Source organism: Citrobacter sp. Cf136 (genome assembly GCF_030333815.1).
GTDB lineage: Bacteria > Pseudomonadota > Gammaproteobacteria > Enterobacterales > Enterobacteriaceae > Citrobacter > Citrobacter freundii.
The window spans coordinates 26,207-49,015 of sequence record NZ_JAOWFE010000038.1 but is presented as its reverse complement, the minus strand read 5'-3'; the positions used below and the strand labels follow the sequence as shown (position 1 = coordinate 49,015).

At 52.0% G+C, this 22,809-nt stretch carries 24 protein-coding genes; 13 read left to right on the top strand and 11 right to left on the bottom strand.

Annotated elements, in window-relative coordinates; translation table 11 throughout:
• The first annotated feature begins 14 nt into the window (after positions 1-14).
• Positions 15-905 (top strand): maltose ABC transporter permease MalG, encoded by an 891-nt coding sequence (gene malG / locus OGV98_RS18350; protein WP_003031677.1) that lies wholly within the window; start codon positions 15-17, stop codon positions 903-905.
• A gap of 324 nt (positions 906-1,229) precedes the next feature.
• A complete protein-coding gene (gene xylE, locus OGV98_RS18345) occupies positions 1,230-2,705 on the top strand; it encodes a D-xylose transporter XylE (protein ID WP_049003154.1) in 1,476 nt (491 codons plus the stop codon).
• Between the two features lie 45 nt (positions 2,706-2,750).
• Here xylE and psiE read toward each other — a convergent pair whose 3' ends face one another.
• Entirely contained in the window at positions 2,751-3,161 is a 411-nt protein-coding gene (gene psiE, locus OGV98_RS18340; protein WP_003031674.1) for a phosphate-starvation-inducible protein PsiE, read from the bottom strand.
• A 140-nt stretch (positions 3,162-3,301) separates the two neighbouring features.
• Between psiE and OGV98_RS18335 the strand changes: the two genes are divergently transcribed.
• On the top strand, positions 3,302-3,811 hold the full coding sequence (locus tag OGV98_RS18335) for a GNAT family N-acetyltransferase (RefSeq protein WP_199400556.1): 510 nt from the start codon (positions 3,302-3,304) through the stop codon (positions 3,809-3,811).
• A 10-nt stretch (positions 3,812-3,821) separates the two neighbouring features.
• On the top strand, positions 3,822-4,277 hold the full coding sequence (locus OGV98_RS18330; protein WP_163199255.1) for an acyltransferase: 456 nt from the start codon (positions 3,822-3,824) through the stop codon (positions 4,275-4,277).
• A gap of 97 nt (positions 4,278-4,374) precedes the next feature.
• On the opposite strand, the gene OGV98_RS18325 is transcribed toward OGV98_RS18330, so the two are convergent.
• The 5 genes from OGV98_RS18325 to pgi all read right to left on the bottom strand — a co-directional run bounded on the left by OGV98_RS18325 (position 4,375) and on the right by pgi (position 10,275).
• Positions 4,375-6,471 (bottom strand): YjbH domain-containing protein, encoded by a 2,097-nt coding sequence (locus OGV98_RS18325; RefSeq protein ID WP_049003145.1) that lies wholly within the window; start codon positions 6,469-6,471, stop codon positions 4,375-4,377.
• Positions 6,471-7,208, bottom strand: coding sequence for a capsule biosynthesis GfcC family protein (locus OGV98_RS18320; protein WP_199999162.1), 738 nt, complete (start codon positions 7,206-7,208; stop codon positions 6,471-6,473). Before OGV98_RS18320 ends, OGV98_RS18325 begins: the two co-directional genes overlap by 1 nt.
• Positions 7,205-7,843: a YjbF family lipoprotein gene (locus tag OGV98_RS18315; protein WP_174775170.1), complete on the bottom strand. Its 639-nt coding sequence runs from the start codon at positions 7,841-7,843 to the stop codon at positions 7,205-7,207. The genes OGV98_RS18320 and OGV98_RS18315 overlap by 4 nt, the downstream gene beginning before the upstream one ends.
• A 119-nt stretch (positions 7,844-7,962) precedes the next feature.
• Entirely contained in the window at positions 7,963-8,205 is a 243-nt protein-coding gene (gene yjbE, locus OGV98_RS18310) for an exopolysaccharide production protein YjbE (protein WP_003826562.1), read from the bottom strand.
• Between the two features lie 420 nt (positions 8,206-8,625).
• Complete coding sequence (gene pgi / locus OGV98_RS18305; RefSeq protein WP_003031668.1) at positions 8,626-10,275, bottom strand: glucose-6-phosphate isomerase; 1,650 nt, start codon at positions 10,273-10,275, stop codon at positions 8,626-8,628.
• A gap of 314 nt (positions 10,276-10,589) precedes the next feature.
• Between pgi and lysC the strand changes: the two genes are divergently transcribed.
• Positions 10,590-11,939: a lysine-sensitive aspartokinase 3 gene (gene lysC, locus OGV98_RS18300; protein ID WP_003031667.1), complete on the top strand. Its 1,350-nt coding sequence runs from the start codon at positions 10,590-10,592 to the stop codon at positions 11,937-11,939.
• Between the two features lie 42 nt (positions 11,940-11,981).
• Here the strand turns inward: lysC and OGV98_RS18295 are convergent, their stop codons facing one another.
• Positions 11,982-12,767 (bottom strand): nucleotidyltransferase domain-containing protein, encoded by a 786-nt coding sequence (locus OGV98_RS18295; protein ID WP_003031665.1) that lies wholly within the window; start codon positions 12,765-12,767, stop codon positions 11,982-11,984.
• A gap of 5 nt (positions 12,768-12,772) precedes the next feature.
• Positions 12,773-13,900, bottom strand: a complete 1,128-nt coding sequence (locus OGV98_RS18290; protein WP_049016177.1) for a slipin family protein — start codon at positions 13,898-13,900, stop codon at positions 12,773-12,775.
• Between the two features lie 448 nt (positions 13,901-14,348).
• Here OGV98_RS18290 and rtcR point away from each other — a divergent pair, with 448 nt between their 5' ends.
• Entirely contained in the window at positions 14,349-15,935 is a 1,587-nt protein-coding gene (rtcR, locus tag OGV98_RS18285; protein WP_205688219.1) for an RNA repair transcriptional activator RtcR, read from the top strand.
• Between the two features lie 20 nt (positions 15,936-15,955).
• On the opposite strand, the gene OGV98_RS18280 is transcribed toward rtcR, so the two are convergent.
• Complete coding sequence (locus OGV98_RS18280; protein WP_003841397.1) at positions 15,956-16,294, bottom strand: helix-turn-helix domain-containing protein; 339 nt, start codon at positions 16,292-16,294, stop codon at positions 15,956-15,958.
• Positions 16,291-16,647 carry a type II toxin-antitoxin system RelE/ParE family toxin gene (locus tag OGV98_RS18275; protein ID WP_057102310.1) on the bottom strand — a complete coding sequence of 119 codons (357 nt, stop codon included), beginning with the start codon at positions 16,645-16,647 and terminating at the stop codon, positions 16,291-16,293. The genes OGV98_RS18280 and OGV98_RS18275 overlap by 4 nt, the downstream gene beginning before the upstream one ends.
• A gap of 191 nt (positions 16,648-16,838) precedes the next feature.
• On the opposite strand from OGV98_RS18275, the gene OGV98_RS18270 reads away from it, so the two are divergent.
• Positions 16,839-17,111 carry a YjbD family protein gene (locus OGV98_RS18270; RefSeq protein WP_003826541.1) on the top strand — a complete coding sequence of 91 codons (273 nt, stop codon included), beginning with the start codon at positions 16,839-16,841 and terminating at the stop codon, positions 17,109-17,111.
• Here OGV98_RS18270 and rluF read toward each other — a convergent pair.
• Positions 17,108-17,983, bottom strand: coding sequence for a 23S rRNA pseudouridine(2604) synthase RluF (rluF, locus tag OGV98_RS18265; RefSeq protein WP_008786901.1), 876 nt, complete (start codon positions 17,981-17,983; stop codon positions 17,108-17,110). The two genes, OGV98_RS18270 and rluF, sit on opposite strands and share 4 nt — an antisense overlap.
• A gap of 343 nt (positions 17,984-18,326) precedes the next feature.
• Here rluF and OGV98_RS18260 point away from each other — a divergent pair, with 343 nt between their 5' ends.
• The 6 genes from OGV98_RS18260 to OGV98_RS18235 all read left to right on the top strand — a co-directional run bounded on the left by OGV98_RS18260 (position 18,327) and on the right by OGV98_RS18235 (position 22,767).
• A complete protein-coding gene (locus OGV98_RS18260; protein ID WP_048234163.1) occupies positions 18,327-19,280 on the top strand; it encodes a sugar-binding transcriptional regulator in 954 nt (317 codons plus the stop codon).
• 70 nt (positions 19,281-19,350) lie between these two features.
• Positions 19,351-20,157 carry an SDR family oxidoreductase gene (locus OGV98_RS18255; RefSeq protein ID WP_003031649.1) on the top strand — a complete coding sequence of 269 codons (807 nt, stop codon included), beginning with the start codon at positions 19,351-19,353 and terminating at the stop codon, positions 20,155-20,157.
• A gap of 9 nt (positions 20,158-20,166) precedes the next feature.
• The gene (locus OGV98_RS18250) at positions 20,167-20,574 is read left to right on the top strand and encodes a mannose/fructose/sorbose PTS transporter subunit IIA (RefSeq protein WP_003031647.1); all 408 of its coding nucleotides are present in this window, start codon (positions 20,167-20,169) and stop codon (positions 20,572-20,574) included.
• Positions 20,574-21,068: a PTS sugar transporter subunit IIB gene (locus tag OGV98_RS18245; protein ID WP_003844693.1), complete on the top strand. Its 495-nt coding sequence runs from the start codon at positions 20,574-20,576 to the stop codon at positions 21,066-21,068. The genes OGV98_RS18250 and OGV98_RS18245 overlap by 1 nt, the downstream gene beginning before the upstream one ends.
• A gap of 65 nt (positions 21,069-21,133) precedes the next feature.
• Positions 21,134-21,931 carry a PTS mannose/fructose/sorbose transporter subunit IIC gene (locus OGV98_RS18240; RefSeq protein ID WP_003841402.1) on the top strand — a complete coding sequence of 266 codons (798 nt, stop codon included), beginning with the start codon at positions 21,134-21,136 and terminating at the stop codon, positions 21,929-21,931.
• 11 nt (positions 21,932-21,942) lie between these two features.
• Entirely contained in the window at positions 21,943-22,767 is an 825-nt protein-coding gene (locus OGV98_RS18235) for a PTS system mannose/fructose/sorbose family transporter subunit IID (RefSeq protein ID WP_106902780.1), read from the top strand.
• Positions 22,768-22,809 lie beyond the last annotated feature (42 nt).

The following is a 22,809-nucleotide window of genomic DNA, read 5'->3' as shown; positions in this document are numbered from 1 at the left end:
GGGAGACAACGAACATGGCTATGGTACAACCCAAATCTCAGAAACTGCGTCTCTTAACAACGCACCTGCTGCTGCTGATTTTCATCGCGGCGATCATGTTCCCGTTGCTGATGGTTATCGCTATCTCGCTGCGCGAAGGTAACTTTGCCACCGGCAGTTTGATCCCGGAAAACATCTCCTGGGAACACTGGAAACTGGCACTGGGCTTTAGCGTTGAACACGCGGATGGCCGCGTGACGCCACCGCCATTCCCGGTATTGTTATGGCTGTGGAACTCGGTGAAAGTAGCCAGCATTACCGCGATCGGTATCGTGACGCTTTCCACCACCTGTGCTTACGCCTTTGCTCGTATGCGTTTCCCGGGCAAAGCAACCCTGCTGAAAGGGATGCTGATTTTCCAGATGTTCCCGGCGGTGCTGTCTCTGGTCGCGTTGTATGCTTTGTTTGACCGCCTGGGCCAGTACATCCCGTTTATCGGCTTGAACACGCACGGCGGCGTGATCTTCGCCTATCTTGGCGGTATTGCGCTGCATGTATGGACGATTAAGGGTTATTTCGAAACCATCGACGGTTCGCTGGAAGAAGCGGCCGCGCTGGATGGCGCAACGCCTTGGCAGGCATTCCGCCTGGTGCTGCTACCACTTTCCGTTCCGATTCTGGCGGTCGTGTTTATTCTGTCTTTCATTGCCGCTATTACCGAAGTACCGGTCGCGTCACTGCTGCTGCGTGATGTGAACAGCTATACCCTCGCGGTAGGTATGCAGCAGTACCTCAATCCACAGAACTATTTGTGGGGCGACTTTGCCGCCGCAGCTGTACTTTCAGCCATTCCTATCACTCTGGTGTTCTTGCTGGCGCAGCGCTGGCTGGTCAACGGACTGACGGCAGGTGGTGTGAAAGGTTAAGTTTTACCGAAGTAACTGCCCGGCAACGGGCAATGCCACTGCAACCCTCAACTTATGTTATCCCAACCTGTGACTGTTATTCGGCGCTCTACGGAGCGCCCTTTTTTTATGTTATTTTGTATTACGCTTACGATTATTTCCTTTCGTGCTCCCCATCACTGCAATTCTATTTTTCACCCGAACGCAATAAAATTAAACAGAATTAAGATCACAGAAAAGACAAAACGTAATTGCAATGTAAAAAATGATAATTGTCTTCCCTGCCTGTTAAATTCAACATCACGGCACTGATCAAAAGAGCTGTATCCTCTAAGGCAGGTCTGAATGAACACTCAATATAATTCCAGTTATATTTTTTCGATTACATTAGTGGCAACATTAGGAGGGCTATTATTCGGCTACGACACTGCAGTCATATCCGGAACGGTAGAGTCCTTAAATACCGTATTTGTCGCCCCACAACACTTAAGTGAATCCGCCGCCAACTCGCTGTTGGGCTTTTGCGTCGCCAGTGCGTTGATTGGCTGCATCATCGGCGGTGCGTTGGGCGGCTATTGCAGTAACCGATTTGGCCGCCGGGACTCGCTGAAAATCGCGGCGCTGCTGTTCTTTATTTCTGGTATTGGTTCCGCCTGGCCGGAACTAGGCTTTACAACTATTAATCCAGATAACGCCGTACCCGTTTATTTAGCCGGATACGTTCCCGAATTTGTTATTTATCGTATCATTGGGGGTATTGGGGTAGGTTTAGCTTCAATGCTCTCACCAATGTATATTGCTGAACTGGCACCCGCACACATTCGTGGGAAACTGGTGTCATTTAACCAATTCGCCATTATTTTTGGTCAACTGTTAGTGTATTGCGTTAACTATTTTATCGCCCGTTCGGGTGATGCGAACTGGCTGAATACCGATGGCTGGCGCTATATGTTTGCGTCCGAAAGTATTCCCGCTCTGCTGTTTTTACTGCTGCTGTACACCGTACCAGAAAGCCCGCGCTGGCTGATGGCGCGTGGCAGACACGAACAAGCGGAAGGTATTCTGCGCAAAATTATGGGCAGCACCCTCGCCACCCAGGCCATGCAGGAGATCAATCAGTCTCTGGAACATGGTCGTAAAACCGGTGGTCGCCTACTGATGTTTGGCGCAGGCGTTATCGTCATCGGCGTAATGCTGTCTATCTTCCAGCAATTCGTCGGTATTAACGTCGTGCTCTACTACGCCCCGGAGGTGTTTAAAACGCTGGGAGCCAGCACCGACGTGGCCTTGTTACAGACCATTATTGTTGGCGTGATCAACCTGAGCTTCACCGTGCTGGCTATCATGACGGTGGATAAATTTGGTCGCAAACCGCTGCAGATTATTGGCGCTCTGGGCATGGCCATCGGTATGTTCAGTCTCGGTACCGCGTTTTATACCCAGGCTTCCGGGCTGGTTGCTCTGCTGTCGATGCTGTTTTACGTCGCCGCATTCGCCATGTCCTGGGGACCAGTTTGTTGGGTGCTGCTGGCCGAAATCTTCCCGAACGCGATTCGTGGCAAAGCGCTCGCCATTGCCGTTGCAGCTCAATGGCTGGCGAACTACTTCGTCTCCTGGACCTTCCCGATGATGGACAAAAATTCGTGGCTGGTTTCCCATTTCCACAACGGTTTCTCCTACTGGATTTACGGTTGCATGGGCATTCTGGCCGCGCTGTTTATGTGGAAGTTTGTGCCGGAAACCAAAGGCAAAACGCTGGAAGAACTTGAAGAACTGTGGGAGCCCTCCGCAGAGAAAACCCAGCCTGCCTCTGCGCAGTAATCCTGACCAGCAACACGCCGCAGCCCGATTGCGGCGTGTTGTCTTTTACTCTCGCTTCAGCCGTTTGGAATTACACAGCCACAGGGTGATCACCAGCAGCAGGATCGCCGCAGAATAGATCAGCACATCCATCGGCGCTTTATGATCGACGATGATCAACCGCACAATCGCGGTGATCCCGATATAGACAAAGTAGCGCAACGGAAAGTGAAACCCTGACTGAAAGTACTTCACAATCAACGCGATAAATTCAAAGTAGAGGAAGTAAACCACCAGCCCTTCCACCAGCTCATACTTGCTGGTTTGTTCCGGCGCGAACAGCACGTCCGCCAGATGCAGCGTTTCTTTCCCGAGGAATACAACCAGGATCAGGCCCAGACTCAGCAGTCCCAGATTCAACACGGTCTGTAAAATAGTGGAGATAAACTCCACGCGCGGACGAGATAGCGACGTCATAACAGCACCTCTTACTCAGTGGCGAGGTTCCTGTATAACGCAAAAATGTGACAGAGATCTACATTTTTTGTTTATGTTTTGTGCAGCTCAATAATAATGCAACAATGCTCCTGCCTCTAATATCCTGAACGGAATACGAAATGCTTAAAGTTCAAATGGCAACCGCTGATGATGCCGCTCTGTTAAGCTCGATGGGATATACCAGCTATCGACATCATTTTGCGCATCTATGGAAAAATCCGCTCGAACTGGATGCTTATCTTGAACAGGAGTATTCCTTGCCCACGATCGCCCGGAGTTTGGCAAGTATGGAAACCTTCTGGCTTATCGCTTTTGCCGACACGCCCGTTGGCTTTGCGAAATATAGCTTGCGGCAATCCATTGAACCCGAAGGCCAACCAGGAACGCTACTCCATAAGATCTACCTGATGCCAGGAGAAACCGGTAAGCAGTATGGCGAGCAGCTATTTTCCGAGGTTGTCCGCCAGGCCAAAGCGCAAAATGAGCAACGGCTCTGGCTTGACGTACTGGCTGAAAATCCCCGTGCACGGCAGTTTTATGAGCAGCAAGGTATGATATTTGTGAAAGAAATCGCTTTCACTACCAACTCTCAAACCAGCGTCTTGTACGTCATGGAAAAACAGCTTTAAGAGAATGAATATGGTGAATACTCGACAATCTGCTATCCGCAACGTTACCTGCGGTGAGAATGTGGTGATTTATGAACCCGCCAATCTCTACGATTGCATATTGGGTGACAACGTTTTTGTCGGACCATTCGTTGAAATCCAGGGCAACACGCAGATTGGCGCAGACAGCAAAATTCAGTCGCACACCTTCATCTGCGAATATGTCACCCTCGGCGCCCGCTGTTTTATCGGGCATGGCGTGATGTTCGCCAACGATATGTTTCGCGAAGGAAAACCCAACGCCGACCGCAACAGTTGGGGAAGAATTACGATTGGCAACGATGTTTCGATCGGCAGCGGGGCGACCATTCTGGCGGTCACTGTCTGCGATGGCGCGGTCATCGGCGCAGGAAGCGTAGTGACCAAATCGATCACCGAGAAAGGCGTGTACGCGGGAAATCCAGCAAAATTATTGCGTCGCCTGTAACTTCCCTGATGACGGCGTAAATACCTTATCCGGCCTGCAATACAGGCACTTTGTAGGCCGGATAAGCGTAGCGCCATCCGGCTGGCAAACGGCTCGATTACCGAAAATTCACGCTGCGATCGCTGGTCATATCGTACAGACCAAACTTACGCCCAAGCTGCTGACCGCCATCACGCGTTAACGGCGTCCAGCCAATCGCCGCACGGCTGCGGGTCGGACCAGACGAGAACAGATCCAGCGGCACGGAAACGTACACCCCTTTAGTAAAATCACCCTCGCCATACTCATCCGGCGAGGCGTTAGTGATAGTCGCATAACCACCCACCACGACACCGCTGTCGAAGCGTTTGGCGATCTCCAACGTTCCGCCCTTATCCCCGGCCAGATACTGACCCACGCTGGCTTTCACCAGCACATCCTGGGCGAAAGAAGGATTCCAGTACGCAGTCAAATGCCCGGTCTTCACGCTGTAGTCGGTGAATTTCATCATGTCCTGCGCGCTACGCCAGTCACGCTGTTTCACGTAGTTGGCATCAACACCAAACGCCCAGTTGCTGTCCAGCGGACGATAGAGCACTTCTGCCCCCGCGCCGCCGTACATGGTCTCCAGATAGCCGCCGTACACCTGTCCGTAAAAGCCGTTGCCGAGTGACTGGAAGTAGTTGGCCTGCAGGTTATTCACGTAAACATCGTTTTGCACGTAGTCACGTACATGGGTACGCACACGCGGCAAATGCGAATCCTGCGGCGGGTTGGTGTAGTTAAACTTGTCATAGTTATTGGCGAGATTGGCGAACAAACTCCCGGTGGTCAGCAGATGATCGGTCACCCACCAATCCGCCGTACCCATCACGCCCAACTGATACATATAGAAGTTTTCCGGGCCGCCCACCGACTGGTTAAGCACCGGATCGATGTGGAAATCGAAGCGCGACTTATCGATATACCAGCCCTGCTCGGTCGTTTTCGGCACCACCGGCTCCACGCGTTTTTGCGCCAACTGAGTCTCATGGCCCAACGGCTCGCCTTCCAGATGGCGCTTGAGGCTGGAAACCTCGGTTTCGGTCGTCACCTGCGGCAAGTTAAGGCGATTTTCCGTAATACGGATCGTGCGGATCCCGTCAGGAAGATCGTTCATCACGATCCGGTTGGCACGCTCGATCCCCTCGCGCGAATCACGGTATTTCACCTGTTCGCCTGTTACATACAGCGTATCGCCCTGCACCTGGATTTTAGGGTCCGCCAGCCCGGCATTGTATTTCAGCAGCGTTAGCTGATTCGCCACCACCGAATGTTGCAGGATGGCATCCTGCGGCTGCGGCTGATACTTCGGACGGGCGTTATCGTTATAGTGTGGTCGCAGATCGTTAAAGTTAGTCCGCAGCGTGAACCCAAACATAAAGGTGTTCCCGCGCTCATAGCTGAGGTTAACGTCGGCCCAATCGGTGACGCGATAAATAGCGCCGACGTTAAACTTGCTCTTCTGATCCAGCTTGCCCGCAAAATCCTGCTGGTAATTATTACCCTCATACTCCAGTTTCAGACGCAACGGCTGCCAGGGTGTCTGATATTCCACGCCGCCAAACAGCGACGCCGGGCCGTGGAACATCTGGCTGCCGTCAATGGAACCCGCCTGCTTGTAGCTGTTATCGCGATGACAGAATTTATCGCTGTATGAGCAAAACGGATTGCTGACGTTGCCGCTGGTCCCGAGGTATCCCCAGCCAAGACCGAGTGAGAAATCAAACGGTCCCCAGGCTTTGTTCGCCACAATATACTCCGCATCGAACAGGCCCGTTCCGCCAATATCGCGCGCACCTACCGCCACCTGCGGCATCCAGTAGCTCTCTTCCCACAGACGTAGTTTGAGATCAAAAGCTTTATCCTTGTAAGTCTGATCGCCAGAAAACGACTCCACGCTACTGTATTGTTTGGTACGCACATCGGTATAGCGCAGCGTGGTTTCCAGCCACGGGAAGAGCTGCACCGACGCAGAGTAATAGCGGTACTGATCGTTATCGCGGTAGTTAAGGCTCATTTCGCCCTCACGCGCCATGCGTGCGGTTGGGGTTTGCAGCAGCCCCACGCCGCCAAAATCGGACTGGGAAGGACCAATCGGCGCAGGATACGTTTCACCGTGACAGGCCGCACTGATACCCAGCGCCAACAGGCTGAGCAAATAAGTTTTTCTCATTATTCGGGTATCCGCTGGGTCAGGGTGCGAAGAATGTCGGCATTGATTTCATCCGGGGGGCTGCTCCAGACAGAGTCCGACAGCCCGACAAAAATGATGCTGCCGGGCATCGGCTCAATGTGACGTTTGTTCCAGTAGGCGACCGGTACTTTTTGTGTGCGTCCGTTGGGATAGACAACCCAGGCGTAGCTACGATCCGCGCCGCTGAGCCGATGCTGCCCATCGAGATAGCTGGCAACATCACGTCCGGGTATAAAAGGCTGTTTACCCGGGTGGCTTAGCAGGCCAAACAGCGTGATATCCGTGGGCTGCGGTCCGACCCACAGTGTGTAATTGCCCTGCAACGGCGGGTTGCCTGGCTCACTGGTACGCACTACATCTGGGTCGAGATTAATCGTCTGTCTACCGGTCACCTTCAGCGCCTGAATTTGCTGGCGTAATGCGTTGATAGCGCCAGCATCATCACCGCTTGCTTCAGCACTCAACGCCGCCAGACGAGCCAGTAATGCCTGCTGCTGACGTTGTGCCTCAGTTGTTGCCCGCTCTTCGCTGATAACCGCACCTGGCCACCAGCTATTGCTCAACCGCGGCTGTCCAACCAGGTCGAGCAGATGCTCAGCCCCGGTCAGCGTTTTTGCTTCTGTGCTACCTGTCGTAATCACTTTTACGCTGCCCGCAGCAAAAACAGATGCCGCGCACAGGCTGAATGTCAGCGCAGTAATCATTTGTTTCATCATGGTTTTGCCGCCTTAATCAGCGTGGTTTTCACCGGGAAGAAACCTGCGCCAAGATACTGTTCCGACTGGCGAATCTGCCCTTCACTGTCGATCCAGTAGCGGTTATGCCAGCGCGTTTGATCGGTGGTGACCTCTTCATCAAGGATCCGTACCGGCGTGTTATCGCTGCCGACTTTGATGGTGTCTGCGCCATCCCATGTGAAAACCGAGCGCGCGGTGACATAGCGTACCTGCTGATGTTCAGTCCAGCCCATCGTGCGGGTCCACGTTGCACCGTCGACTATCTGATTTGGCTTGATGAGCGGGTCTGCCGCCAGATTATTCACCTCGATTAGGTTGTCCCCGCCAAGGTGCGTTTTCACAATGCGCCCATGCTGCGTGACGAGAATAGCCCGATCCTGAGTCACCCATTTCTGCTGTCCGTTTTCTGCAAATGCGAGTACCACAAACAGTTGGGGACCGCCGTTGAGCTGCATGTACTGGCTGGCGTAAGGCATGTTTTGAATTTCATCGTCCGTCATCTGTACGCCGGGAGTACCAAACACGCTATCCCACAGCGAATGACCCAGCCCTTCGGTAGTGGCTGAGCACGCCTGCAGCAGCAGGCAAACCATTATGATCGCTGGTCGCTTCACGACGTTTCTCCGCATTATTGCCGGGTGGCGCGACGCTTACCCGGCCTACAAATCCCACAGACTTTTGGCAATTCCAAAATAACCACACCGAAGTGTGGTTAGAATTAAACGTACCTTTATTACTGGGTACTGGTGGTTGTGGTAGTTGTGGTTCCGGTATTAGAACCATCGCCGCCGCCGGTCGCCGCCAGGGCAACCCCCACCGCAGAACTTACGGTGCTCACGCTGGTTGCGGAGGAACTTCCTGCCGAAACCGACGCAGCAGCCGACCCTGCAGCCTCACCCACCTGAACGGGGGCGGCATAGACAGAGGTCGCCGCAAGCGCAGATATAGCCCAAAGGCCATACAGAACTTTTTTCATCACAAATTCCCTTCATTGTATGAATGGAGATTTACCCAAAAGAATTTCGGGCGAGATCGAGTATACACAAGCGAAGTATGCAAATTAGGTCGAGAGGGAATTTAGGACAATTAGATAACGAGAGAAAAAATGATTAACAGCAAATAATAAAAAACAAATTAATTCAAATAGTTAAAATATAATAGTAAAAACACAATATCCGGTAAATCTGAAAATATCAGAAACAGGGTAACGTTGAATAAATTATTTTAGGATTAAGCTCAATTAAAGGGTGAAGTAAAAACGTAGATATCCTGGAGTAATCTTATAAAAAAGCCGATATTAATATCGGCTTTTTTATTTCATTAATGCCGGATGGCGGCGAAACGCCTTATCCGGCCTACAGGATATGTGCCTGTAGGCCGGATAAGCGCAGCGCCATCAGGCGCGCCAGGCTTTGTAACGGTTAATCAACCCATTAGTAGAAACATCATGGGAAGAAACAGTTTTATCATCGTTCAGCTCTGGCAGAATGCGGTTCGCCAGCTGTTTGCCCAGCTCAACGCCCCACTGGTCAAAGGTGAAGATGTTCAGGATCGCGCCCTGAGTGAAGATTTTGTGTTCGTACAGCGCAATCAGCGCACCCAGGCTGAACGGCGTGATTTCGCGCAGCAGGATGGAGTTCGTTGGACGGTTACCTTCGAACACTTTGAACGGCACAACGTGCTCAAGCGTAGCCGGATCTTTACCCTGGTCGCGATATTCCTGCTCAACCACTTCACGAGATTTACCAAAAGCCAGCGCTTCGGTTTGCGCGAAGAAGTTAGACAGCAGTTTCGGATGGTGATCCGACAGCGGGTTGTGGGTGATTGCCGGCGCGATGAAATCGCACGGCACCATTTTGGTACCCTGGTGGATCAACTGGTAGAACGCATGCTGGCCGTTAGTACCCGGCTCACCCCAGATGATTGGGCCGGTCTGGTAATCCACCGCATTGCCGTTACGGTCAACGTATTTACCGTTGGATTCCATGTTGCCCTGCTGGAAGTAGGCCGCGAAACGGTGCATATACTGGTCATACGGCAGAATCGCTTCGGTTTCGGCACCGAAGAAGTTGTTGTACCAGATACCGATCAGCGCCAGCAGCACCGGCAGGTTTTTCTCAGCCGGGGTGGTGGAGAAGTGTTTGTCCATCGCATGCGCGCCGGAGAGTAGCTCAACAAAGTTGTCGAAGCCTACGGACAGGATGATGGACAGACCGATTGCAGACCACAGGGAGTAACGACCGCCAACCCAGTCCCAGAACTCGAACATATTGGCAGTATCAATACCAAACTCGCCAACCGCTTTACCGTTAGTGGAAAGCGCTGCGAAGTGTTTGGCTACGTGCTTGTTGTCGCCAGCGGTCGCCAGGAACCAGTCGCGCGCGCTGTGGGCGTTGGTCATGGTTTCCTGGGTGGTGAAGGTTTTGGAAGCGACCAGGAACAGCGTGGTTTCCGGGTTCACTTTTTTCAGCACTTCGGCAATGTGCGTACCATCGACGTTAGACACAAAGTGCATGTTCAGGTGATTTTTATACGGACGCAGCGCTTCGGTCACCATGAACGGGCCAAGGTCAGAACCGCCGATACCGATATTTACTACATCAGTGATGGCTTTGCCGGTATAGCCTTTCCAGCTCCCGGAGATGATCGCTTCAGAGAAAGATTTCATCTTCTCCAGTACCGCATTCACTTCCGGCATCACATCTTTGCCGTCAACGATGATCGGCGTATTGCTACGGTTACGCAGCGCCACGTGCAGCACGGCACGGTCTTCAGTACGGTTGATTTTCTCACCGGAGAACATGGACTTGATGGCACCCGCCAAATCGGTTTCTTTCGCCAGATCCTGCAGTTTAGCCAGCGTCTCTTCAGTGATGCGGTTTTTGGAGAAATCCACCAGCATCAGATCGTCAAACGTCGCGGAAAACTTAGTGAAACGATCGCTATCTTTCGCGAAAAGATCCGCGATAGTAACGTCTTTCATTTCTTCAAAGTGTTTTTGTAGTGCCTGCCAGGCTGAGGTCTGCGTTGGATTGATGTTTTTCATTAGCAATACTCTTCTGATTTTGAGAATTGTGACTGAGATCGATTGTAACGCCAGTCACAGAAAAGTGTGATTGTTTTAATGCCATTGCCAGGGCATCCGCCAAACGTGGCTAAAAAGTATAGCGGTTATCAGCGTTGTTATTAGTACCGTTACTCAACGCAGTTGCAGCATGAAAAATCCGCATAATCCCAGCGTTGACAGTGCAAGCTACACATTTTATTTATAAATACGGTATTTGCATTTGCGCCTGCACCGGTTTTCGTTCTGCCTTATGTGCCATGGTCGCTCTATTCATTCCCTGACACGAGGTAGTTATGACTGATGTAGTTGTCTCCAAGTTTGGTGGTACCAGCGTGGCGGATTTTGATGCCATGAATCGCAGCGCTGATGTAGTGCTTTCTGATGCTAACGTCCGTGTGGTGGTACTTTCCGCTTCTGCGGGAATCACCAACCTGCTGGTCGCACTGGCTGAAGGGCTGGAGCCAACCGCGCGCTTCGAAAAACTCGATGCCATTCGTCAAATTCAGTTCAATATTCTGGAACGCCTGCGTTATCCAAACGTGATCCGTGAAGAGATCGAACGTCTGCTGGAAAACATCACCACACTGGCAGAAGCGGCGTCACTGGCGACCTCAACCGCGCTGACCGACGAACTGGTCAGCCACGGTGAACTGATGTCTACCCTGCTGTTCGTCGAGATCCTGCGTGAACGCAACGTGCAAGCGCAGTGGTTTGACGTGCGTAAAGTGATGCGCACTAACGATCGTTTTGGTCGTGCAGAACCCGACGTCACGGCGCTGGCTGAACTGGCAACGCTCCAGTTGGCCCCGCGTCTGAGCGAAGGTCTGGTGATTACTCAGGGCTTTATCGGCAGTGAAGGCAAGGGCCGCACCACCACGCTGGGACGTGGCGGCAGCGATTATACCGCCGCCTTACTGGCAGAAGCCCTACACGCAACGCGCGTTGATATCTGGACCGACGTTCCCGGCATTTACACGACCGATCCGCGCGTGGTTCCGGCTGCGCAGCGTATTGATGAAATCGCCTTTGAAGAGGCCGCGGAAATGGCGACCTTTGGCGCGAAAGTACTGCATCCGGCAACCCTGTTGCCAGCCGTACGTAGCGATATTCCGGTGTTTGTGGGCTCCAGTAAGGATCCAAAAGCAGGCGGTACGCTGGTATGTAATAAAACCGCGAATCCACCGCTGTTCCGGGCGCTGGCATTACGCCGTAAGCAGACGCTGCTGACACTGCATAGCCTGAATATGCTGCACTCTCGCGGCTTTTTAGCGGAAGTTTTCGGCATCCTGGCGCGCCACAATATCTCGGTCGATTTAATTACCACATCCGAAGTCAGCGTCGCGCTGACGCTGGATACCACCGGTTCAACGTCCACCGGCGATACACTGTTAACACAGTCTCTGCTGATGGAACTGTCTGCCCTGTGTCGGGTTGAAGTGGAAGAAGGCCTGGCGCTGGTGGCGTTGATTGGCAATGACCTGTCCAAAGCCTGTGGCGTGGGTAAAGAGGTGTTCGGCGTACTGGAGCCATTCAACATTCGAATGATTTGCTACGGCGCGTCCAGCCATAACCTGTGCTTCCTGGTACCCGGTACTGAAGCCGAGCAGGTTGTACAGAAGCTACACCATAACTTGTTTGAATAAGTAGACGTCAACGCCCGATGGTTCTTAGGCCATCGGGCATTTTCACCGCATCACCGTTTCATATAACAATCTGTCCAGCTCCCTGACATCGCCTTCCCGGCAATCCGGTAACGCCGGTGGAATCTCTCCTCTTTCCAGCTCGGCGCGGATAAACGCATGCAACAGTGGACGACGCGGGCCGTACTCCGCTTCACCCGCACACTGCTTGCGCTCCAACAGCTCATCAATTTCATGACGCAATGGCGCATCCAGTTCACTTCCCGCCAGCAGGTCGGCAAAACGCATCGGCGGTACGCCCTTGCCCGCTTCCACCCAACGCACCGCCAACAGGGGTCGCAGAACGTAGAAGTACTTCTTCAATCGCACGTCGTCACCCTGCAAATAACCACGGAAGTTTTTCCGCGCCATAGAGTAGTAGTGCCAGCGGGCACGTAGCGGAGAAAACCATTTGGGCACCAGCGCTTTCAGCGCCGAAACGGTCACGTCATCCTGCTGATAGACCACCGGCGAATCCAGCCACTCGATAAGCGTCGGGTTTGCGCCTTTGAGTAACCCCAGCGCCTTGCGCCATTCCCAGCCGCACACGTCCAGCTCATCATCTATCGGCAGCTCAATAACATCGCGTGGCGCTTCGATCCGCAGATACCATTCAGGGGGATGAACATAGAGAAATCGCACGTCGTAGTCGCTGTCCGGCGAGGCAAATCCCCAGCCACGGCTGCCGGATTCACAGGCATACAGCACCCTGACGCCATAGCGCTGCTCAACCTCTTTTAGCTGGCGCAATACCCTTTCACGCATTGCGCCGTCCACTGTGTTGTAACTCATTATTCTTATCCTTTTATGTTCACAAGGCCGTGCAGCACCTGATCCAGGCCCCCGAACACCGAGATTTTATCGATACGCTCAGCAACTCTTTCGAGGGTTTCCAGTTCTTTTAAGCGCAGCGCTACCGGGTTGTTTTCCATCACTTTTGCCGTATTTAACAGCGATCGCGTGGCGGCAGTCTCTTCACGACGTCGGATCACGTTGGCCTGGGCGGATTTTTCCGCTTCAACCAGTTGCGATAAAATAGCCTTCATATCGCCGGGCAGGACAATATCCTTCACCCCCAGTGAAGCCACTTCGATACCAAACGGCGTCATGCGGGCTTTCACCTGCGCGCTCACCACTTCATCGATCGCCTGCTTATCTTCCAGTAATTCGTCCAGTGTGCGCGTTCCCACCGCTTCACGCAGCGCAAACTGCAACTCACGGTAAAGGTGATCCAGCGGTTTAGTCAGTTGACCAAATGCCAGCAGCACATCGCTATAACGCCAGTTCGCCGCCAGGTTTAAACGCAGGTTGACCTTATCTTTGGTCAGGATCTCCTGACCGCCAACCTCCAGCACCTGCAAACGGGTATCCACCACTTCCGCTTCAATCAGATGGTTTACCTTCCAGTATGCTGTTAACCCCGGCAGCAACAGCGCCTGAGTTTCACCATCAATTTTCAGTACACCGACGTGCCACGCCGGGACCTGCACCGTTAAGATAGCTTCGCGACCTTTCACCACACCGCTGCGACGGGGCTGTAACACCGCGTTCATCACGTCAACAGGAACCAAAACCTGACGTGTGTCCATCCGCACCAGCTTCAGTGCTTCATCAGCCTGCCAGTACAGACGGCGCGTTGCCGGTGGCAAAATTTCCTGCAAGACGCCGTTCACATACAGCGCACCTGCTTCAGTATCGGTTAAATCAGCCACCACACAGTACTGCTCCACCCATGTAGGCTGGAAGCGACGTAAATACTCCGCGAGCGCTTCCGGAATTTCGCTGCCATCGGTATTGATTACCAGAACGTCCGGAGTGTTAAACCATGGCAAACGGTGTTCACCTGCATCCAGTACCTGATAGTAATCACCCTGTCGGGATAACAGGCCAAGCTGGCCTTTACGAATAGTGATTTTTTTCATCATTTTTTATTCCTTATTGTGAGTCAGGCGCGGGTGCAGGGGCGAAGCGACAGGGGAATTCCTTTTTGCCTGTCACACGGCATCATTACCGGCAGCCTGTTCTGGAGCGTGCTAACTGCACATCACTCCGCTTTATTTCTATGATTAACAACCAGTTTTCATTCGGGGATGAAATTGGGAATCGAACCCACTGTGTGTCATCGGCTGACGGAACACTCCCGGAAAACAGCCTGTGCCGTTCCTGACGTGCCGGCGGGGTTTAACCCCCTGCGCTTTCAGCGTGATTGACGCAAGTGTTATTGCCAGAAGCGTGCCAGGAATTAAAAAAGGCATATTTAATTGTTAATTAATTGATTTTTATAATTTTAATTATTGATGCCAATAATGGCGGTTGTCTCGACGGGTTAATTTTTTTATCTTTTATTCTCTTATTTATCTTTTTGGATAAACCATGAAAAAACGGCGGGTAGTGATTGGCGTACTGGGAACGGTGCTCGATAAGCGCGGCAAGCGGGCCAATCGGTTTAAGAAGTGGCGACCCACGGTTGGGCTATGCCAACAACCCGATTTCCCTGTCGACAGGCTGGAACTCCTCCACCAGCCACGCGATGAGAGCATGGCGCAACGGTTGATTGAAGACGTCGCGCTGCTTTCGCCGCACACCCAGGTTCGCCCGCATGCCGTCACCATTAACGATCCGTGGGACTTTGAAGAGGTCTACGCCGCGTTTCTCGACTTTGCCACGCATTATGAATTTGATACGGAAAACGAAGAGTATCTGGTGCACATCACCACCGGGACTCACGTGGCACAAATCTGCTGGTTTTTGCTGACGGAAGCCCGCTACCTGCCCGCCAGCCTGCTGCAAACCGGCCCGGCGCCACGCGGTTCATCAGATGAGGCCGTCGCCGCTGGCGTCTGCTCGGTTATCGATCTCGATTTAAGCCGCTACGCCACGCTCACCAGTCGTTTTCAGCGCGAACAGCAGCAGTCGGTCTCTTTTCTGAAAGCCGGGATTGATACGCGCAACGCCACCTTCAATAAACTGATCGATCGCATTGAGCGGGTCGCTCTGCGTTCGACCGACCCGATCCTGCTCACCGGCCCTACCGGCGCGGGTAAATCCTTCCTGGCGAAACGTATTTTTCAGCTACGCCAGTCGCGGCATCTGGTGGCGGGAAAACTGGTGGCGGTTAACTGCGCGACCTTGCGCGGCGATAATGCAATGTCCACGCTGTTCGGTCACGTGAAGGGGGCGTTTACCGGTGCGCTCACGGCGCGTAGCGGATTACTGCGAGAGGCCGATGGCGGCGTGCTGTTTCTCGATGAGATAGCCGAATTAGGGTTGGACGAGCAGGCCATGCTACTCAAAGCAATTGAAGAAAAAACCTTTTTCCCGTTTGGGTCAGACAAAGAAGTACGCAGCGATTTTCAGCTGATTGCCGGCACCCATCGCGACATGCGGCAATGGGTCGCTGAAGGCCGTTTTCGCGAGGATCTCTACGCGCGTATCAACATGTGGTGCTTCGCCCTGCCCGGTCTGGCGCAGCGGCGGGAAGATATCGCGCCGAACGTCGAGTATGAGCTGCAACGTTTCTCCAACAGCAAACAGACGCAAATCCGTTTCGATAAAGAAGCCCGCGCTTCCTATCTGGCATTTGCCTGCTCCCCACAGGCGCAATGGCGCGGCAACTTTCGCGAACTCAGTTCATCCATCGCGCGCATGGCGACACTTGCCGAACAAGGTCGCATCACCTTATCCCTTGTCGAAGAAGAGATTGCGCTGCTAAAGGAGAGTTGGCAGATAGCAACTCCGCAGCCTGAAGTGAATATGGACATTGACCTGTTCGATCGCCGCCAGTTAGAAACGGTACTGGAAGTGTGCCGCCGCTGCGCGTCGCTGTCGGAAGCCGGACGCGAACTGTTTGCCGTCTCACGGCAGAAAAAAGCCAATCCTAACGATGCAGACCGCCTGCGCAAATATCTCGCTCGTTTCGGGCTAAGCTGGGAAAGCGCTCACAGCGATCAGATACAATGAAACAATATCTAGATCTAATATTACCCAATCTGAACTGTTACTGGTTTTCCTAACTTCACCAGCATCATGACCAGCGCATCAAGAGTAAATTTGTTGGTTTTCTGATTAACAACATCTGAAACACGGGGCCGGGAAATATTCAGTTTCACAGCAGCTTCCGCTTGTTTCAGATGGTTTTCATGAATCCATCCGGAAATTTCTTGCATCAACTGCTGCTTCAGGAGAATGAGTTGTTCGACCTCGCATTCAGCATCATGCTTTAAGCTCTTCGCTTCCGCTTCTGCAAACCCCAGTTCGGCAAAAATATTGACATCCGGAGAGGTTACATGGCGAACCTTATTATCAACGGTATTGTTCATTTCTGATTCCTGTCTTCTTGCAAAGCCGTTCGATATCTAACTTTAGCAATGTGGTTATCGTGCTCAGAAGTACGTTTTGTCTTTTTATTGAAGCAATGCAGTACATAGACCGCGTTAGCATAGCGAGCAATGTAGATAATTCGGTATGCGCCAGATTCATACCTGAGCCTTACCTCCTCAACACCGCGACCTATCTCTGGCATCGGCTTCCAGTCAGCCGCTTCTAATCCCGCCTGTAAACGATGTAACTGAAAACCAGCGGTTTTACGTATATCTTCAGGAAAGCTTCGTAAATCATCAAATAAACTGCCAATCCAGACAATGGGCTTTAAGGCCCGCCTTATTGAAAGCATAACACATCCCTGTATAAAATTTTATACAAACAATAAAATGTGTAACCCACACGTTTTCCTGTCATTACGCTAAATCAGAATAGAAATTCCGTCACTTCAACAAGCTATATTTTGCGAGGCTCTTTCAGGATTAGTTTTATTCTGCACGAATTACCGTACACTGAGGATATCGGCTAACAGAGGGCACCCGTATGGCACTCCCCCGCATTACCCAAAAAGAGATGACCGAGCGCGAACAGCGTGAACTGAAAACGCTGCTTGACCGCGCGCGCATTGCGCATGGCCGGCTGCTGACCAACGCAGAGACCAACAGCATCAAGAAAGAGTACATCGATAAACTGATGGCCTTGCGCGAAGCGGAAGCGAAAAAAGCCCGCCAGTTAAAGAAAAAGCAGGCTTATAAACCGGATGCGGAAGCATCGTTTTCCTGGTCAGCGAATACGCCAACGCGCGGCAGACGTTAACGTCCTTTCTTCTTACGCCCCGGCGAGGTAAAGCGTTTACCGTTTGCTGCCGGGCGTGATTTCTCTTTCTCCGCAGATTTTTCGATTTTCACTACCGGGCGCTTAATGCCTGCGGTTTTTGGCTTCGCTTTCGCCTTCGGTTTGGCCTCTGAGGACGAGTTCTCAATCAACTTGAACAGATCGATCAGTTCGTCATCCGTCAGGTCGCGCCATTCACCAAGCGGCAGGCCGGACAAGCCAACGTTCATGATACGCGTACGCTCAAGTTTGGTAACTTCATAGCCAAAGTGTTCGCACATACGACGGATCTGACGGTTCAGCCCCTGAATCAGCGTGATGCGAAACACAAACGGCGCTTCTTTCTTCACCTTACATTTCTTGGTGACGGTACCGAGGATTGGCACACCAGCCCCCATACCACGGATAAAGTCATCAGTGACCGGCTTATCTACCGTCACCAGATACTCTTTTTCGTGATCGTTACCGGCACGCAGGATTTTATTCACCAGGTCGCCGTGGTTGGTCAGAAAGATTAGCCCCTGGGAATCTTTATCCAGACGGCCAATGGGGAACACGCGCTTGCTGTGATTCACGAAATCAACAATGTTGTCGCGTTCGCTGTCTTCGGTGGTGCTGACAATTCCTACCGGCTTGTTCAGCGCGATAAAAACCAGATCTTCCGCTTCACGCGGCTCAATCAACCGACCATTCACTTTTACGACGTCGCCAGGCATCACCTGATCGCCGATGGTGGCGCGTTTACCATTCAGGAAGACATTCCCTTGTTCGATAAAGCGATCCGCCTCGCGACGCGAGCAGATTCCGCTTTCACTGATGTATTTATTTAATCGGATGGATGAATCGGGCAGCATAATTTCTCCTTTGACAGCGAAATATACCCTACCTTGCGGACGATAAAAAATAATCGTGCTCGACTGCCCACGCGCTATTTGTGATCCGTCACACCTTTTGACACAAAAGTGTCAGCGATCCATCCCTGCAATTTTGTTGGGTGAAAACAAGCAGAATCAATACATTAGAGAGACAAGCACATCTGTGCCGACAGCACGCCATCACCACATCAAATGTGCAACACAATCGGTCATTACAGGGCACTGAAATAAGTGAAAATAGCTTTGAGATGGAGAACAATTGGGGTTATATCAGATCAAGAAGACAATTTCGTGATTTGCACAAATGTGCAGGAGTCCAAAAATGGCGACGGAAAACAGCGATGATATCCGCCTGATCGTAAAGATAGCGCAGCTGTATTACGAACAGGATATGACACAAGCGCAAATCGCCCGCGAGCTGGGTATTTACCGCACCACGATCAGCCGTTTGCTAAAACGTGGACGCGAGCAGGGTATCGTCACCATCGCCATTAATTACGACTACAACGAAAATCTGTGGCTGGAACAGCAGCTAAAACAGAAATTTGGCCTGAAAGAAGCGGTGGTGGTCTCCTGCGACAGTGAACAGGAAGACGAACAACTCACAATGATGGGTGTGCATGGCGCACAGTTGCTGGAACGCTTACTGGAACCTGGGGACATTATCGGGTTCTCATGGGGCCGCGCGGTGCGGGGACTGGTGGAAGGGTTATCCCCAGCCAGCCAGTCGCGCCAGCTGATCTGCGTGCCGATTATCGGCGGACCGTCCGGCAAGCTTGAAAGCCGTTACCACGTCAATACGTTGACCTACGGCGCTGCGGCAAAGCTTAAAGGGGAATCACACCTGGCAGATTTCCCGGCACTGCTGGAAAACCCGCTGATCCGTAACGGGATCATGCAGTCACGACATTTTAAATCGATTTCCGCTTATTGGGATAATCTGGACATCGCGCTGGTTGGGATTGGATCTCCGGCAATACGTGATGGCGCCAACTGGCACGCTTTTTACGGCAGTGAAGAGAGTGATGACCTGCATGCTCGCCGGGTCGCCGGAGACATTTGCTCGCGCTTTTACGATATCAACGGTGCAACCGTAGAAACCAATATGAGTGAAAAGACGCTCTCCATCGAAACCAATAAATTAAAACAGACGCGTTACTCCATTGGCATTGCAATGGGTGAAGAAAAATACAGTGGGATATTAGGCGCATTACGTGGGAATTATATTAATTGTTTAGTCACCAACAGCCATACCGCTGAATTATTGTTGAAGTAAATAAATTCTAATTGGTCCTGCCATAATTAATTTTATGTGGGATCCCCTTATCTGAAATCGGGAGTTAATTATGCAAACGTGGTTAAACTTGCAGGGCAAAGTCATTATTGTTACCGGTGGTGCATCCGGAATTGGGCTAGCGATTGTTGAAGAGTTATTAGCGCAGGGCGCTAATGTGCAAATGGCAGATATTCACGGTGGTGACGGTAAATATGAAGGCCATAATGGATATCATTTCTGGCCGACAGATATTTCCAGCGCCAAAGAAGTTAATCATACCGTTACCGAAATTATCCACCGCTATGGGCGTATCGATGGTTTGGTGAATAACGCAGGCGTTAATTTTCCGCGGCTACTGGTCGATGAAAAAGCACCCGCCGGGCAATATGAACTCAACGAAGCCGCTTTTGAAAAAATGGTGAATATCAACCAAAAAGGTGTGTTCTTAATGTCGCAAGCAGCGGCACGCCAAATGGTAAAACAGCGTAATGGCGTGATTGTGAATGTCTCTTCAGAAAGCGGGCTGGAAGGTTCAGAGGGCCAAAGTTGCTATGCCGCCACCAAAGCCGCATTGAATAGCTTTACCCGTTCCTGGTCGAAAGAGTTGGGCAAACACGGCATTCGTGTGGTGGGCATTGCACCTGGCATTCTGGAAAAAACCGGACTGCGGACCCCCGAATATGAAGAAGCGCTGGCCTGGACTCGCAACATTACCGTCGAACAGCTGCGCGAGGGCTACACCAAGAACGCGATCCCAATTGGTCGCTCAGGGCGCTTAAGCGAAGTCGCTGATTTTGTTTGTTATCTTTTGTCTGAGCGCGCCAGTTACATAACCGGAGTAACCACTAACATTGCGGGCGGAAAAACGCGCGGCTAAGGAGGTTTTATGGTCAATGCAATCTTCTGCGCTCACGGCAAACTGGCCTGCGCCATGCTGGAATCGGTACAGATGGTCTACGGTGATGCCAACGTTGAAGCCGTGGCATTTGTCCCCGGAGAGAACGCCAGCGACATCGTGGAAAAGCTGAAAAAGTTAGTAAGTATTCACACTGGCGATGAATGGCTGATTGCCGTCGATTTGCAGTGTGGCAGTCCCTGGAATGCTGCCGCGACGCTGGCAATGCACAATCCGGCGATACGGGTCATTAGCGGGTTATCACTGCCGTTGGCGCTGGAGCTGGTAGACAACCAAAGCAGCATGAATGTGGATGAACTGTGCGAACACCTGACGACCATTGCTCAACAAACCTGTGTCGTCTGGAAACATCTGGAAACGGCCGAAGAGGATTTCTGATGAACATTACCCTTGCTCGTATTGATGACCGCCTGATCCACGGTCAGGTCACCACCGTCTGGTCGAAGGTGGCAAATGCCCAACGGATTATTATCTGTAATGACGACGTTTATAACGATGAAGTACGTCGTACATTATTACGTCAGGCCGCCCCGCCGGGAATGAAAGTGAACGTTGTTAATATCGAAAAGGCGGTCGCAGTTTACCATAATCCGCAATACCAGAACGAAACCGTTTTTTATCTATTTACCCGCCCGCAGGATGCATTAGCAATGGTAAAACAAGGGGTAAAAATCACCACATTAAATATTGGCGGCATGGCCTGGCGACCAGGTAAAAAACAATTAACCAAAGCCGTTTCTTTAGATAACGACGATATTCATGCGTTTCGTGAGTTAGATAAACTGGGTGTCGCGCTGGATTTACGCGTCGTCGCATCCGATCCATCTATTAATATTCTCGAAAAAATAGAAGAACAATCGTTCGCTGAATAAATAAAAATGCCTGTGTACTTATGCTTTAACAGGCAGGGATGATCACATTCACAAGGTGACATATTATGGAAATAAGTACCCTACAAATTATCGCCATATTCCTATTTTCCTGTATTGCCGGGATGGGCAGCGTGCTGGATGAGTTCCAGACCCACCGTCCGCTAATTGCTTGTACCGTTATCGGCCTGATCCTCGGTGATTTAAAAACCGGGATTATGCTCGGCGGCACGCTGGAGTTAATCGCTCTTGGCTGGATGAACGTCGGCGCAGCGCAGTCTCCCGATTCGGCGCTCGCCAGTATTATCTCTGCCATTCTGGTTATCGTCGGTCAGCAAAGCATTGCTACCGGTATCGCCATCGCCCTGCCGGTGGCGGCGGCAGGCCAGGTACTGACGGTATTCGCCCGTACCATTACCGTGGTGTTCCAGCACGCGGCGGATAAAGCCGCCGAAGACGCCCGTTTTCGTACCATCGACATGCTGCACGTTTCCGCTCTCGGTGTACAGGCGCTGCGCGTTGCCATTCCCGCATTAATCGTCTCGCTGTTTGTCAGCGCCGATATGGTCAGCAATATGCTCAACGCCATTCCGGAATTCGTCACCCGCGGATTGCAGATTGCCGGTGGCTTTATCGTGGTGGTCGGCTACGCCATGGTGCTGCGCATGATGGGTGTGAAGTACCTGATGCCCTTCTTCTTCCTCGGGTTTATCGCTGGGGGTTATCTCGATTTGAGCCTGCTGGCTTTCGGTGGGGTTGGCGTGATTATCGCGCTGGTCTACATCCAGTTGAACCCACAGTGGCGTAAAGCCGAGCCGCAGGCGCAACCCGCCTCTTCTCAAGCTATCGATCAGCTTGATGACTAATGGAGCCAGCCATGGAACAGAAAAAACTGACCAAATCCGACCTGTTTAGCATGTTCGTTCGCTCCAACCTGCAACAGGCGTCATTCAACTTTGAACGCATTCATGGGTTGGGCTTTTGCTACGACATGATCCCTGCCATCAAGCGCCTGTATCCGATGAAAGAAGACCAGGTTGCAGCACTCAAACGGCACCTGGTGTTCTTCAATACCACACCTGCCGTTTGCGGCCCGGTGATTGGCGTGACCGCCGCGATGGAAGAAGCTCGCGCCAACGGTGCGGAAATTGACGACGGTGCCATCAACGGTATCAAAGTTGGGCTGATGGGTCCGCTGGCCGGCGTCGGCGATCCGCTAGTATGGGGAACGCTGCGCCCGATTACCGCCGCGCTCGGCGCATCGCTGGCGCTGTCCGGTAACATTCTCGGCCCACTATTGTTCTTCTTTATTTTCAATGCAGTACGTCTGGCAATGAAGTGGTACGGCTTACAGCTTGGCTTTCGTAAAGGGGTCAACATCGTCAGCGACATGGGCGGCAACCTGCTGCAGAAACTGACCGAAGGCGCATCGATTCTCGGCCTGTTTGTGATGGGAGTATTGGTCACCAAATGGACCAGCATCAACGTGCCGCTGGTGGTATCGCAAACGCCTGGCGCAGACGGCACCACCGTCACCATGACCGTGCAGAACATTCTCGACCAACTCTGCCCCGGCCTGCTGGCGTTGGGTCTGACGCTGCTGATGGTGCGTCTGCTCAACAAGAAAATAAATCCGGTATGGCTAATCTTCGCCCTGTTTGCGCTGGGAATTATCGGTAACGCACTGGGCTTCCTGTCCTGATTTTTTCGCTCCGGCAATGCCGGGGCAACTTCAACAAATAGT